This is a genomic window from Ancalomicrobiaceae bacterium S20 (genome assembly GCA_040269895.1).
GTDB lineage: Bacteria > Pseudomonadota > Alphaproteobacteria > Rhizobiales > Ancalomicrobiaceae > Methyloraptor > Methyloraptor flagellatus.
On the sequence record CP158568.1, the window covers coordinates 42,312 to 54,999 of the forward strand.

Consider the following 12,688-nt stretch of genomic DNA (forward strand, 5'->3'; position numbering starts at 1 on the left):
CGCGGCCGATCAGGCCGTGCGCTGGTGAACATCCTGTTTCTGCTGCGGATAGAGCTTCGGCAACACGGCATCCGGTGGACCGTCGGCCGTCACGACGCCGCGGTCGAGGCGGATGATCCGGTCGCAGGCGCGCATGTGGCTCGGCCGCGAGGTGACGAGGATCACCGTCGACCGGCCGCGCAGCGCGGCGAGTTTGCGTGCCAGCGCCTCGTCGCCGGCATGATCGAGATTGGCGCCCGGATCGTCGAGCAGCAGCAGCGTCGGCCGGCGCACATAGGCGCGGGCGAGCGCGAGGCGCATCTGCACGCCCTCGCTGAAGTCGATCCGGAGACCGCCGAGGATCTTGGTCTCCAGACCCTCCGGAAAGTGCGCCTCGAGCTCGTCGAAGCCGGCATCGGCGAGCGCCTTCAGCATCTCCGCGTCGGTCGCCTCCGGGCAGGCGAGCGCGAGGTTCTGGCGCACCGTGCCGAAGAAGAACAGCGGATCCTGCGGTACGAAGCCGGTCGCGGTGCGGATCTCGCTCGGGTCGATCTGCTGGAGGTTCAGGCCGTCGAGATAGACCGTGCCGCCCGCCGGCTGGTAGAGCCCGAGCAGCATCTTGAGCAGCGTGGTCTTGCCGGCGCCGGCCGGGCCGGTGATCGCGACGATCTGGCCGGCCGGGATCTGCAGCGCCACGCCCTTCAGCGCCGGCTCGACGCGGCCAGGATAGCGATAGGCGATGCCGTCGAGCGTGACAGCGCCGCCGAAGCGGCGCCGCGACAGGGGCCGGAGCGCCGGGTCGCGCTCCGGCGCGATGCGCATGAGCGCGTTGATCTGGCGGATGGTGGAGCCGAACTGGCTGAGATTGTTCAGACCCATGAAGGCGGTCTGGATCGGCGTCAGCAATCGCCAGATCACCATCATCACCGCGATGAGACCACCGACGGACAGCTCGTTCTTCATCACGAGTACGGCGCCGGCGCCGAGGGTCGCAACGCCGGCGAGCGTCGAGAGCGAGGCGGCGACCGTCTGCAAGGCGCTGTCGAAGGCCTGGGCGCGGAACTTCTGCAGCACGGCCTCGCGGGACAGCGTGCGATAGCGCTCGGCCCAGACTGTCTCGGCTCCGAGCTGATGCACCGTGTCGGCGCGGGTCAGCGTCTCGATCAGGAAGCTCTGGCCGCGCGTGACGATCTGTCCCGTCGCGGTCAGATTGCGGCGCGTGATCGGGATCGTCGCGATGCCGAGCAGGACGTAGACGACCACGAGGCCGATCGGCGCCAGCACGAAGACCGGATCGATCCAGGCCAGCGCCGCGAAGAACACGAGCGTGAACGGCAGATCGAGCATCGTGTTGACGAGGTGACCGGTGAAGAAGGTGCGCACACCCTCGAACTGGCGGAACCGCGCGACCTGGGTCGCGACCGAGACCTGCTCGACCATGGCGATCGGCAGCGACAGCACGCGCTCGAAGGCGGCGTTGGCGAGCGCGGCATGGAACCGCGCGCCGATATAGGCGACCAGCGTCGCCTTGATGTGCCGCAGGTGCATCTCGAAGGAGATGGCCAGGATGATCGCCGCGAGGAAGAAGGCGAGCGTCTCCAGCGAGTGCGCCGTGATGACGTGATTGTAGACATTGGCGACGAAGATCGGCGTCGCGAGCGCCAGCATGTTGGTGGCGAAGGTCAGCAGCACCACGGCGCCGATCGGCTGGCGGAACCGCCACAGCGAGGCCCAGAACCAGGGCGTCCGGTCCTGCCGTTCCCCTTCGTGATCGGCGACGGCGACCAGATAGACCGTGATGCGACGGCCGCGCAGGTCGCGTGGTTCGAGGATGGTGTCGCTGCGGGTTGCGCCGCAGAAGATCTCGAGACTGCCGTCGGCTCGACGGGCGCGGACGACCGCGAGGCCGTCGTCGCGCTCGATCAGGCAGGGCATGAACTCCGGCGTGATCTTGTCGAGCGTCAGATCGATACGCTTGGTCCGGAAGCCGAGACGGCTGAGGACCGCGCGGAACGTGCCGACGTCGGCGATCGGCTCGAGATGCGGCTTCACCTCGAACAGGCGCCGGCTGTCGCCGGGCCAGTTCAGCGCCTTCAGGAGCGGCACGAGGCAGGCCTCGACGGCCGTCTCGGCGTGATCGTCGAGATGGATCTCCTCGCGGCCGAATTCGCCGGCGAGCAGATCCTGCAGGTCGCGGGCGGGGAGGTCGCGGATGGGGTGATCGTGGGGGGGAGGGGGCGTCGTCATGGCGTCGGGCCCTCCGTAGCGGCCGTGGCCGCGCGTCCAGCGGCCCCGGCGCCGGCTGTCCCGAACCCGCGCATCAGCTCGGCGAAGGACGGCGCGGCGTCCGATCGCGCGCCGGCGCGGCCGCCGAGCGGCGTGATCCGCGCGCCGCGGCAGAGCCAGGCGCGATCGGCCATCGCGAGATAGGATGGCCGGTTGGTGCACATGACGATGGTCACCGCGCCGCGCAGGCGCTCGAGCGCGGCGAGCAACTGCCGGTCGGCGTCCTGATCGAGGAAGGCCTGCGGCTCGTCGAGCAGCAGCAGACCCGGCCGCAGCGCCAGCGCGCGGGCGAAGGCGAGGCGTTTCAGGAACCCCGTGGGCAGTGTTTCCGACACGCCCTCGCCGAGGCGCATGTCGTAACCCGAGGGCAGGCGCGCGATGTCTCGATCGACGCCGACGAAGGCGGCCGCATTGCGGGCCTCGTCGGCGGTCGGTCCGTCGCCGAACAGGGTCAGGTTGTCGAGGATGGTGCCGCGGAAGAACACCGGGTTCTGCGCCACGATACCGATCGCGCCGGGGTGCCGCGTCCGGTAGAGGCCGGGCTCCTCGCCGTCGATATGGATCTCCCCGCGCGTCGGCCGACCCTCGCCGGCGATCAGATGCAAGAGGGTCGCCTTGCCGCTCTCGTCGTCGCCGGTGAAGGCGGTGATGGCGCCGGCCGGCAGTTCGATGTCGCCGGCCTCGAGGATCGTGCGGTCCTCGATCCGGTGCCCGAGGCCGAGGATCCGGACCGCCGGCGCGGCACGCGGTTCGGCCGCCGCCTCGATCGCGTGCTCCCGCTCCGGCAGCGCGAACAGCTCGCGGACATGATCGAGGCCGAGACGCATCTTCTGGACCTCGTTCCAGAGCGAGGCGGCACCGAGGATCGGCTGGATCGCGCGGCCGGAGAGCATGGTGCAGGCCGACAGCGTGCCGATGGTCATGTCGCCGGCGATGGCGAGCACCGCGCCGACCGTCACCATGGCGATCATGGTGATGTTGCCGAGCGCGGTGACCTTGGCCTCCGACAGGATCGCGAGTTCGATCGCCTCGTAGTCGATCTCGGCGGCCGAGCGCTGCAGCCGCTCGAAGCGGCGCAGCAGCATCGGTTCCATCGCGTGACCCTTGAGGGTGGTGATGCCGGTCAGCGCATCGGCGAGGAAGTCGTGGATCTTGGCGTCCTGCCGGTCGCGGCTTTCGTGGGCCGCGCGCAGCTTGCGGCCGATATGGACCGTGGCGATCGCGAAGGCGGCGACGACGGCGAGTGCGACGAGCACCAGCCAGCCGCCAATCAGCGCCAGCACGGCGAGAAACAGGAAGACGAAGGGCAGATCGAGCAGCAGGAGCCGTGAGCGGCCGCCGTAGAAGTCGCCGAGCCGCTGCACCGCCTGCAGGCGCTGCAGGTGCCGGGCCGGCGGATCGGCGGTAAAGGCCGCGCGCGGGGCGTAGAGCACACGCTCGAAGGCGGAGACCATCGACACCTGCGTGAAGCGCGCGGCGACCCAGGCGCTCATATAGGCGCGGGCGATCTTGAGCGCGCCATCGACGATCACCACCACGATCAGTGCCGACAAGAGCGCCAGCAGCGTCTCGCCCGAGCTGTGCGGGATCACGCGGTCGTAGACCTGCATGATCGACAGCGGCAGCGCGAGCCCGAGCGTGTTGATCGCGATCGAGGCGGCCATCACCGAGCGTGGCAGGCGCAGCACGCGCGCCTCCTGGAGACCGAAGGCCTCCAGCTCGTCGCGCCGGATTCCGAACTGCCCGAGCAGACGCCGCCACCGGTCCGATAAGCCGCTGAAATTCAACACGTGTGCCACACTGATCGCGTTACTCGGGCTCAGTTTTCACACGAAGAAGTTTAGCGGCGATTAACCACGACTCGGATGATGCGCCGTCACGTCAGCGAGCGGCTCGGCGACACGCGCCCGGCGTCTTTCGCCCGGCTCCGGCGCGTCGACCGGGGCTTGAAACGAACAAGCCGCCCGGGAGGGCGGCTTGCGGATCGGTTTTGACAGAGGCGGGGCTCATTCGGTCCGGCGCACCGGCACCGCGACGACTGCCGGGCCGACGAAACGGCCGGAGGCGAGGCCGTCGATCGGGCCCTTCGAGAAGCCGATCGCGAGGGTCGCCGCCGGCTTGGCGAGCAGGGCCGGCAGGCCCTCCTGGTCCGGGGCGCTGAGGGAGGCGAAGCGGGCGGTGCGCGCGCCGGCGCCGGCGTCGATCACCTTGGGATCCGGATCGTCGCCGAGGCTCGCGACCAGCACGGCGAGCGGATCGCGATAGGCCGCGCGGGCGGCCTTCGCGGCCTTGCCGGTGGCGGCCGGCAGCGCGGCGCCGAGCCGCGAGACGTCGGTGGCGGTCGCGGTCGGCGCGACCGGCGTCGTCAGCGAGGCGAGCAGCACGCTCGCCGGCTTCTGCTGCGGCAGCGGGACCGGCATCGGCGGGAGCTTCGGCCCGGCCGCGACATCGGCGGTGACCGGCTTGCCGGTGGGGATCGGCAGTTCCGAGGCATAGCCGAGTGCGTCGCTCGGCTGCGGCTGCTCGCCGGTCAGCACGGCGAAGGCCTCTGCGGCGGGATTGGCGGGACGGGCGAGACCGGCGACGCGGGTGGCCGGCTCGAAGCCCGGCTTGGCGCGCGGCGGGGCCACGTCGATGGCGACGGGCTTCGCTTCGGGAAGCGGCGCGGCAACCGGGATCGGCGCGGCGGCGGCGACCTGCTTGCCCTGCGGGCCGACGACCCAGCCGGACGGTTGGCCGTTGTTGTTCGAAACGAGCGAGCCGGCGCCGCGCGGGGCGGCGGCGGGCTGCGGCAGCGCCACGAGCGAGCCCGCGGCGGGCGGGCTGGTGACGACCGGCGGCTGCACGGCCGCGACCTGGACCGGCGCCGGCTGGGCGACCGGGGCGGGGCGACCGCCTGGGTGCGGACGCTGCGGGCGCTCGGCGCGGCCGGACCGGTGCTGACGCCGGGCGCGTCCTCGTTGCGGGTCAGGAGAACCTTGTTGGGCGCGACCGGACCCTGGCGCAGCTCTTGGCCGCGCGAGGCCGGGGTGCGGACGACTTCCTCCTCGTCCTCGCCGGGCGCGGCGCTCGACGAAGACGACGAGCCGCCGCCGAACAGGGCAGCGAGCAGACCGCCGCCGGAACGGGTCGCGCTGTCGCCGGTCGGGCTGGTGCGGCCCTTGCGGGCCTGCGATTCCGCCAACGCCACCTGATAGCCCGACAACGGGCCGCCGTCGGCGGGCAGGTGGGCGGTCTTGCCGTCCGGGAACAACCGGACGAGCTGTTCGCGCGTCATGCGCGGCCAGGCGCGGACGCTGCCGGTGTCCATGTGGACGAAATTCGAGCTCGGATAGAAGCCGACGCCGCCGATCTGCTTCTTCATGCCGACTTCGCGCAGGCGCTCGAGGTCGACGCCGGGCAGATAAAAGTCCATCGCCTTGCCGAGCATGTGCTGGCTGAACTTGGCGACGCCGCGCGAGCGGGAGCGCAGCATGTTGTTGGTGGCCGGGGAGCGGTAGCCGCAGACGATGTGGATCGGCTGCGTGGCGCCCGAGTCGCGATAGACCTCCCAGATGAGGTCGAACAACTGCGGGTCCATCTTGGTGGCTTCGTTGCGCCGCCAGTCACGCAGGAGCCGGTTCAGCTCCTGCAGGCCGTTCTGGTCGTAGACTCCGTCACGCTTGAACACGACCGTGGCGCGTTCCTGCGTGTGGGTGTTCATCAGTGTCAGCGAGCGCGTCTCCGCGCGTGCCTCGGCGGCCCCGAAAGTCGCGGCGGCGACGACACTTGCGAGAAAGAGGCGATTACGCATGGACTTGCGCCTCAAGCGACCAGAGTGGTGAGCCAACGGGTGCTCCGGATGTAGAAGGGCCGAGTGTGGCCATACAACGACACATCCCCCAGGACCGCCAATTTCGTCCATTTTGGTTAATGAAGCTTTTACCGTAACCGCCGGACCGAGGGAAGCGGCAGGCTTTATTTCGATGCGATCGCGTTCTTGTATCAGTGGGTGCATTCCCATGGGGAATTTCGCATAGTCGTGGCACGGCTCTGCCGGAGCGTCCGTTTCGGCAGCGATCTCGGAGTTCGGTCGTCTTCATTGCAGCGATCGGCCCAAGGCCGCCGCCTCGACGACCGATCTCGGGCGTCGGCTCGGAGATCCGGAAGGGTGTGCGCCGGCGAGCAGACGGAATTCGCGGCGTCGGGCGGCTTGATCCTGCGACGCGATCGCTCCGGTCAGTCCTTCAGGTCGTAGAGCCGGCGGAACCGCTCGACCGTGCGGGCGACGTGGGCCGTCCGGACGGCAGGATCCGGGGGCTCGATGGCGCCGAGCAGCAAGCCATGGCGGTAGAGGCCCTGCAACAGCGACAAGAACACGTCTGCTGCCTCCGTGGTGTCGGCCGGGGGCATGCGTCCCTCGCGAACGAGGCGATCGAGATAGTCGGCGAGAAGCCCGCGCGTGCGCAGCGGGCCCATCTCGTAGTTCAGTCGAGCAAGGTCCGGAAACTCCGTTGCCTGGGCGATCAGCAGGCGGCTGAGGCAGGCCATGTCGGTGCTGACGATGCGCTCGAGGGTCGCCTCGCCCACGGCGGTGAGGACGTCGCCGGCGGGGCCGTCGCTCTGGAAGAAGGCGCCGATCGGCCATTTCAGCCGGTCGGCCATGGCGCGGAGCAGGCCCTCCTTGCTGCCGAAACGGCTGTAGATCGTCTGCTTGGCGACGCCGGCCTCCGCCGCGATCCGGTCGACGCTCGACGCGAAGCCGTCCTTCAGGAACACGCGCTTGGCGGCTTCCAGGATCGCTTCGGTCTTGCCCGCGCTGCGGTCGGTCGGTTCGGCCATGGTGTCCTCTTGACTGAACTAGACTGGACCGTCTAGTCTAATTGCATCCTCTCCCTGACCGAAGGGCCTATCATGTCCGACGCCCATTTGCTCGCCCCGACACCGTCGGGAGCGCGAATGCCGCTTCTGGCCTTCGCGACCCTGCTCGCCTCGCTCGGCCTCGGCATGCTCGTGCCGGCGCTGCCGATGTTGACGGCGGGCGAGGGACCGGCCGCGCAGAGCTTTCTCGTTTCGCTGTTCGGCGTGGCCCGGCTCGTCTGCTCGCTCCCGGCCGGCTGGCTCGCCGATCGGCTCGGGCTCCGGCGGGTCGCGGTGGCCGGGCTCCTGCTCTTGGTCGCCGGATCGGCGCTCGGCGCGCTCGACGGCGACTTCCGCATCCTGTCCCTGGCGCTCGCGCTGCAGGGGCGGGCTCGGCGGTGTTCGCGACGGTCGCCATGACCGGCCTCGTGCTGCTTGCCGGGCCGGCGGGCCGTGCCCGGGCGATGACGCTGTTCCAGGCGGCGCTGCTGCTCGCCTTTTCGATCGGCCCGATGATCGGCGGCGTCCTCATCGGCGCGTTCGGCGTCCGTGCGCCGTTCCTTTCGCAGGCGCTGTGCGCGGCTCTGGCGCTCACGCTCGTACCGCAACTGCCGGCCCACGCCGGCGCGCCGATCCGCCGTGGCGGGCAGGGCGGGCGCGTGCTGACCCCGGGCCTAGTCGGCGGCATGGCGATGGCCTTCGCGGCCTTCTCGGTGCGGATCACGGTGCCCTGGGTGGTCGCGCCGGCCTTCGCGATCGGCGTGCTGCACCTGTCGGCGGAGCGGCTCGGCCTGATCGTCGGCGTCGGCACGCTGGTCAATCTCGCGATCCTGCCGATCAACACGCGGCTGATCGGCGCCTACGGCGCGACGGCCGCGCTCGGCGTCTCCGTCGTCACGACCGCGGCCGGGATCGTGCTCGGCCTCGTGCCGAGCGAGCCGGCGCTGTGGGGCTCGATCGCCCTGATCATGGCGGGCACGGGGGCGTTGCTGCCGTCCGCCGGCGTGCTCGTGCTCGAAGGCAGCGCGCCCGAGCAGACCGGCCGGACCATGGGTCTGTTCCGCACCTGCGGCGACATCGGCATGGCGGCCGGCCCTGTTCTCGTCGCCGCGATCGCGTCGCGTCTCGGGACGGAGCCGGCGAACGCCTATCTCGTCTCGCTCGGGCTTCTCGGCGTCTGCGCGGCCGTCCTGCTGGCCTCGCGGCTTGGCCCGTTCCGGCCGGCCGCGGTCGGCGGCTGAGCGATTGCGGCGAGAGCGAATGCGGCGAGGGCGGCCGGCGGCCGCGGCCGCCGGTCAGGCCTCACACCCGGATAGCCTCACACACCGATGCCGCGGGCACGGATCGCGGTCTCGATCTCGGCCAGCGTCGCGGGATCGTCGATCGTCGCCGGCATCTTCCATTCCTCGTGGTCGGCGATCTTCTGCATGGTGCCGCGCAGGATCTTGCCCGAGCGGGTCTTCGGCAGGCGCTCGACGGTGATCGCGAGCTTGAACGCGGCGACGGCGCCGATCTTGTCGCGGACGAGGCCGATCAGCTCCTTTTCGATCTGGGCCGGGTCCTTGGTGACGCCGGCCTTCAGCACGACGAAGCCGCAGGGGCTCTGGCCCTTCAGCGCATCGTGCACGCCGATGACCGCGCATTCGGCAACGTCCGGATGGCTCGCCAGCACCTCCTCCATGCCGCCGGTCGACAGGCGGTGGCCGGCGACATTGATGATGTCGTCGGTGCGGGCCATGATGAACAGGTAGCCGTCCTCGTCCATGATGCCGGCGTCGGCGGTCTTGTAGTAGCCGGGGAACTCGGCGAGGTAGGACGCGCGGAACCGTTCGTCGGCGTTCCAGAGCGTCGGCAGGCAGGCCGGCGGCAGCGGCAGCTTCACCACCACGTTGCCAAGTGTGCCGGGCTTCACCGGATGGCCGGCGTCGTCGATCACCTGCACATCGTAGCCGGGCATGGCGACGGTCGGCGAGCCGTATTTGATCGGCAGGATACCGAGGCCGACCGGGTTGCCGGCGATGGTCCAGCCGGTCTCGGTCTGCCACCAGTGGTCGACGACCGGGACCTTCAGCTTCTCCTCCGCCCACTTGATCGTATCCGGATCGGCGCGCTCGCCGGCCAGGAACAAGGTCCGGAGCGAGGAGAGATCGTATTGGCCGATGAAGGTACCGTTCGGATCCTCCTTCTTGATCGCGCGGAAGGCGGTCGGCGCGGTGAAGAAGGCCGCGACCTTGTTCTCGGCGATCACGCGCCAGAACGTGCCCGGGTCGGGCGTGCCGACCGGCTTGCCTTCAAAGACGATCGTGGTGTTGCCGGCGATCAGAGGCGCATAGACGATGTAGGAATGGCCGACGACCCAGCCGACGTCGGAGGCCGCCCAGAACACCTCGCCGGGATCGACGCCGTAGATCGCCTTCATCGACCAGGCGAGCGCGACCATGTGGCCGCCGTTGTCGCGGACGACGCCCTTGGGCGCGCCCGTCGTGCCGGAGGTGTAGAGGATGTAGAGCGGGTCGGTCGCCTTGACGGGCTCGCAGGGCACGTCGCGGCCGGCGGCCTTGGCGGTCACCTCGGCCCAGTCGTGGTCGTAGCCGGGGGTCAGCGCGGCTTGGACCTGGGGGCGCTGCAGGATGATGGTGCCGGCCGGCTTGTGGGTCGCGGTGGCGATCGCCTCGTCGAGCAGCGGCTTGTAGGCGATGGTGCGGTTCGGCTCGATGCCGCAGGAGGCCGAGACGATGATCTTCGGCTGCGCGTCGTCGATGCGGGTGGCGAGTTCGCGCGCCGCGAAGCCGCCGAACACCACCGAATGGATGGCGCCGAGCCGGGCGCAGGCGAGCATGGCGACGGCCGCTTCCGGCACCATCGGCATGTAGACGATGACGCGGTCGCCCTTCGCCACGCCGAGATCGGCGAGCGCGCCGGCGAGCGCCTTCACGCGGACGAGCAACTCGGCGTAGGTGATCGTCGCCTTGGCGCCCGTGACCGGGCTATCGTAGATGATCGCGGCCTGATCGCCGCGGCCGTTCGCGACATGCCGGTCGACGGCATTGTGGCAGGTGTTGCAGACGGCGTCCGGGAACCAGCGGCCATAGGGACCGGCGCCGGCATCGAAGATCGTCTTCGGCGGCTCGAACCAGTCGATCGCCTTGGCCGCCTCGGCCCAGAACGCCTGCGGATCCGCCTTCCAGGCGGCATAGGTGTCGTGATAGCGGCTCGCCGCCGACTGGCTCGACATGGTAACGGCTCCTCCCGAGCACCCGCGCGGCTCACCCGCCAGGGTCTGTCATTTTTGATTGTTGTTTCGGCCCGCCGGCCCTCGGGCGCAATCCTACGTTCGACTTAACGGAAAGTCCTGAATTCCGTCCTGCTCCGCCGGGCTCGTCTGCGTCGCCCGACTGTCCCCGACGGCGCCGGCGCGCTATGGAGGGGCCCGCCCTCTCGAGCCGCAGTCGAAGCCCCGCATGTCCAGCACTGAGATCCTGTTCTATCTCGCCGCCATCCCGGCCTCGCTGCTGGTCGGGCTGTCCAAGGGCGGCCTGCCGGTCGTCGGCATGCTCGGGGTGCCGGTGCTGGCGCTGGTCGTGCATCCGATCGTCGCGGCGGGGCTCCTGCTGCCGATCTATGTGGTCTCGGACTGGTTCGGGCTCTGGGCCTATCGGCGCGAGTTCGACCTGCGCAACATCGCGATCCTGATCCCGGGCGCGGTCGCCGGCATCGCCGCCGGTTGGGCGACCGCGGCGGTCGTTTCCGAGCCGGCGGTGACGCTGCTCGTCGGCCTCATCGGCCTGGTCTTCTGCGTCGACCGGTTCCTCAAGCGCGCCGAAGCGCTGCCGCCCCGGCCGGCGGACGTGCCGCGCGGCCTCTTCTGGGGCTTCCTGACCGGCTTCACGAGCTTCGTCTCACATTCCGGCGCGCCGCCCTACCAGATGTATGTGCTGCCGCAGCGGCTGTCGAAAATGGTCTATGCCGGTACATCGACGATCACCTTCGCGATCATCAATGCGGTCAAGCTGATCCCTTATTGGGCGCTCGGCCAGCTCAATGTCGGCAATCTGCGGGAGATGCTCGTTCTGGTGCCGGTCGCGGTCGCCGGCACGTTCCTCGGCGTGCGGCTGACCCGGATCGTTCCGGAGGCGCTGTTCTTCCGGATCGTGATGATCGCGCTGTTCCTGATTTCGCTGAAGCTCGTCTGGGACGGCGCGCGCGGGCTCGCGTGACGCCAGCCCGTCGCTCGACCTCACTTGCCGTCGTCGTTCGGGGCGGGTGGGTCGTCTGGCGTCTTGTCGTCGGCGACCGGATCCTGCGTGGCAGGCGGCGGCGGTGTGGGGGGCTGGGTGGGAGGCTGGGGGGACGGCGGGGACGGTGATACCGGTGTCGCCGTCGTTTGTGCCGCCGGGGCGATGTTGATCATCGCCGCCGAGATCGGGCGGTTGCGGGCGTCGAACGCGGTCCGGACATCGGCCAGATCCTTGATCACCGCCTGCAGGGTCTCGATGCCGGTGAATTCTGCCAGGATCAGGCCGGCGAGGATCGAACGCTCCTCGGGGGAGAGCTGGCGGCCGCTCAGATCCTGGATGCGCTTGCCAATCGTGTCCTTATCCTCGGTCGACAGGTTCTGCATCAGACCGAGGCAATGCGGCACGACCGACTCGACGATGAAGCCGAACGGCTGCGCGCCCATCAGCGGCGTCACGGCTGCGCTGCGCATGCGGGCCTGATTGCGGTCGACCTGCCGGTCGGTGACGAACAGCACGATGTCGACGATCGCGGCGGGGCCGATGCCTACCTCCTTGTCGCCGACCTTGGCCTTGAACACGGCCGAGCGCAGCAACGCGGCGCCGCCGATGCCGGCGGCGAGCACTTCGGTGAGCAGCCCCGTTGCGGTCTTGCCGTCCGTATAGGATCGAACGATGGCGAGCGCGACGATCGAGAACAGCGCGTTCGCGATCATGTAGGTGCGGCCCGGCTGCGACAGCGCCGCGTGCAGCGGCTCGTCCTTGTAGCGACTGACCAGCTCGCAGAAGCCCACGAATCCGCCGATCGCAGCGACCAGCACATAGGCCGGAAGCGCCCCCCAACCGAAGCCGGTCACGAAACCGGTCACGGCGGCCCATACAGCGACGATCGTCTCCATGGCCCGTCACTCGCGTCATTCGACGGAGCTACGATGCCGAGCTTCTGTTATTTCTTCAACTGGAAAACGCGCTTGGCCATCGGTGTAAGTGAAACTTGCACGTCGGTGCCGTCGGCGATCGGGCTGACCTGGATCAGGCCGTCCTGAGCGAAGCTGTTCAGCGTGTCCGCCAGCCACGTCGGATCGACCGTGACGGTCGATCCGTGAGTGTCCGCCTCGAGCGAACGCGCGATATGGCTCGGGGTCGCCGGCGCGATCGCGTCGATCGCCTCGACGATGCGCTTGCGCTCGGTGTCTTCGGGCAGCGCGTCGACGGTGTTGGCGACGCGCTGGGAGAGGGGAAGCGATCGGGAGTCCATCATGGCAAAGCCTCTGGGGCAAACGCCGCCCTGCTAGTTAAGATAGTCCTCGGCGAAGGCGTGGGCAATGTCGCAACCTTCCATAGGACCT

Annotated in this window: 10 protein-coding genes and 1 pseudogene; 3 read left to right on the top strand and 8 right to left on the bottom strand. The window is 69.6% G+C overall.

Annotated features, from left to right (window positions below):
• Positions 1-9: 9 nt before the first annotated feature.
• From ABS361_00205 to ABS361_00225, 5 genes and pseudogenes are all read right to left on the bottom strand, one after another.
• On the bottom strand, positions 10-2,226 hold the full coding sequence (locus tag ABS361_00205; GenBank protein XBY44771.1) for an ATP-binding cassette domain-containing protein: 2,217 nt from the start codon (positions 2,224-2,226) through the stop codon (positions 10-12).
• On the bottom strand, positions 2,223-4,055 hold the full coding sequence (locus tag ABS361_00210; GenBank protein XBY44772.1) for an ABC transporter transmembrane domain-containing protein: 1,833 nt from the start codon (positions 4,053-4,055) through the stop codon (positions 2,223-2,225). Before ABS361_00210 ends, ABS361_00205 begins: the two co-directional genes overlap by 4 nt.
• Positions 4,056-4,271: 216 nt before the next feature.
• Positions 4,272-4,895: a hypothetical protein gene (locus ABS361_00215; GenBank protein ID XBY44773.1), complete on the bottom strand. Its 624-nt coding sequence runs from the start codon at positions 4,893-4,895 to the stop codon at positions 4,272-4,274.
• Between the two features lie 533 nt (positions 4,896-5,428).
• Positions 5,429-6,058, bottom strand: a pseudogene (locus ABS361_00220) (DUF882 domain-containing protein).
• A gap of 425 nt (positions 6,059-6,483) precedes the next feature.
• Positions 6,484-7,086 (bottom strand): TetR/AcrR family transcriptional regulator, encoded by a 603-nt coding sequence (locus tag ABS361_00225; GenBank protein ID XBY44774.1) that lies wholly within the window; start codon positions 7,084-7,086, stop codon positions 6,484-6,486.
• A 117-nt stretch (positions 7,087-7,203) separates the two neighbouring features.
• Between ABS361_00225 and ABS361_00230 the strand changes: the two genes are divergently transcribed.
• Together ABS361_00230 and ABS361_00235 are read left to right on the top strand one after the other, a co-directional pair.
• Positions 7,204-7,524, top strand: a complete 321-nt coding sequence (locus ABS361_00230) for an MFS transporter (GenBank protein ID XBY44775.1) — start codon at positions 7,204-7,206, stop codon at positions 7,522-7,524.
• Positions 7,503-8,345 (top strand): MFS transporter, encoded by an 843-nt coding sequence (locus ABS361_00235; GenBank protein ID XBY44776.1) that lies wholly within the window; start codon positions 7,503-7,505, stop codon positions 8,343-8,345. Before ABS361_00230 ends, ABS361_00235 begins: the two co-directional genes overlap by 22 nt.
• Before the next feature lie 77 nt (positions 8,346-8,422).
• Here ABS361_00235 and ABS361_00240 read toward each other — a convergent pair whose 3' ends face one another.
• On the bottom strand, positions 8,423-10,339 hold the full coding sequence (locus ABS361_00240; protein ID XBY44777.1) for a propionyl-CoA synthetase: 1,917 nt from the start codon (positions 10,337-10,339) through the stop codon (positions 8,423-8,425).
• Between the two features lie 226 nt (positions 10,340-10,565).
• Between ABS361_00240 and ABS361_00245 the strand changes: the two genes are divergently transcribed.
• On the top strand, positions 10,566-11,321 hold the full coding sequence (locus ABS361_00245; GenBank protein ID XBY44778.1) for a sulfite exporter TauE/SafE family protein: 756 nt from the start codon (positions 10,566-10,568) through the stop codon (positions 11,319-11,321).
• Between the two features lie 20 nt (positions 11,322-11,341).
• On the opposite strand, the gene ABS361_00250 is transcribed toward ABS361_00245, so the two are convergent.
• Both ABS361_00250 and ABS361_00255 read right to left on the bottom strand, forming a co-directional pair.
• Positions 11,342-12,238 carry a hypothetical protein gene (locus tag ABS361_00250; protein ID XBY44779.1) on the bottom strand — a complete coding sequence of 299 codons (897 nt, stop codon included), beginning with the start codon at positions 12,236-12,238 and terminating at the stop codon, positions 11,342-11,344.
• A gap of 47 nt (positions 12,239-12,285) precedes the next feature.
• Positions 12,286-12,600 (bottom strand): hypothetical protein, encoded by a 315-nt coding sequence (locus tag ABS361_00255; protein XBY44780.1) that lies wholly within the window; start codon positions 12,598-12,600, stop codon positions 12,286-12,288.
• Between the last annotated feature and the right edge of the window lie 88 nt (positions 12,601-12,688).

What these genes read in the sequence shown, in the direction of transcription:
- ABS361_00205 (XBY44771.1), bottom strand. Translation starts at nt 2,226, where the DNA reads ATGACGACGCCCCCTCCCCCCCACGATCACCCCATCCGCGACCTCCCC.
- ABS361_00225 (XBY44774.1), bottom strand. Translation starts at nt 7,086, where the DNA reads ATGGCCGAACCGACCGACCGCAGCGCGGGCAAGACCGAAGCGATCCTG.
- ABS361_00230 (XBY44775.1), top strand. Translation starts at nt 7,204, where the DNA reads ATGCCGCTTCTGGCCTTCGCGACCCTGCTCGCCTCGCTCGGCCTCGGC.
- ABS361_00240 (XBY44777.1), bottom strand. Translation starts at nt 10,339, where the DNA reads ATGTCGAGCCAGTCGGCGGCGAGCCGCTATCACGACACCTATGCCGCC.
- ABS361_00245 (XBY44778.1), top strand. Translation starts at nt 10,566, where the DNA reads ATGTCCAGCACTGAGATCCTGTTCTATCTCGCCGCCATCCCGGCCTCG.
- ABS361_00250 (XBY44779.1), bottom strand. Translation starts at nt 12,238, where the DNA reads ATGGAGACGATCGTCGCTGTATGGGCCGCCGTGACCGGTTTCGTGACC.
- ABS361_00255 (XBY44780.1), bottom strand. Translation starts at nt 12,600, where the DNA reads ATGATGGACTCCCGATCGCTTCCCCTCTCCCAGCGCGTCGCCAACACC.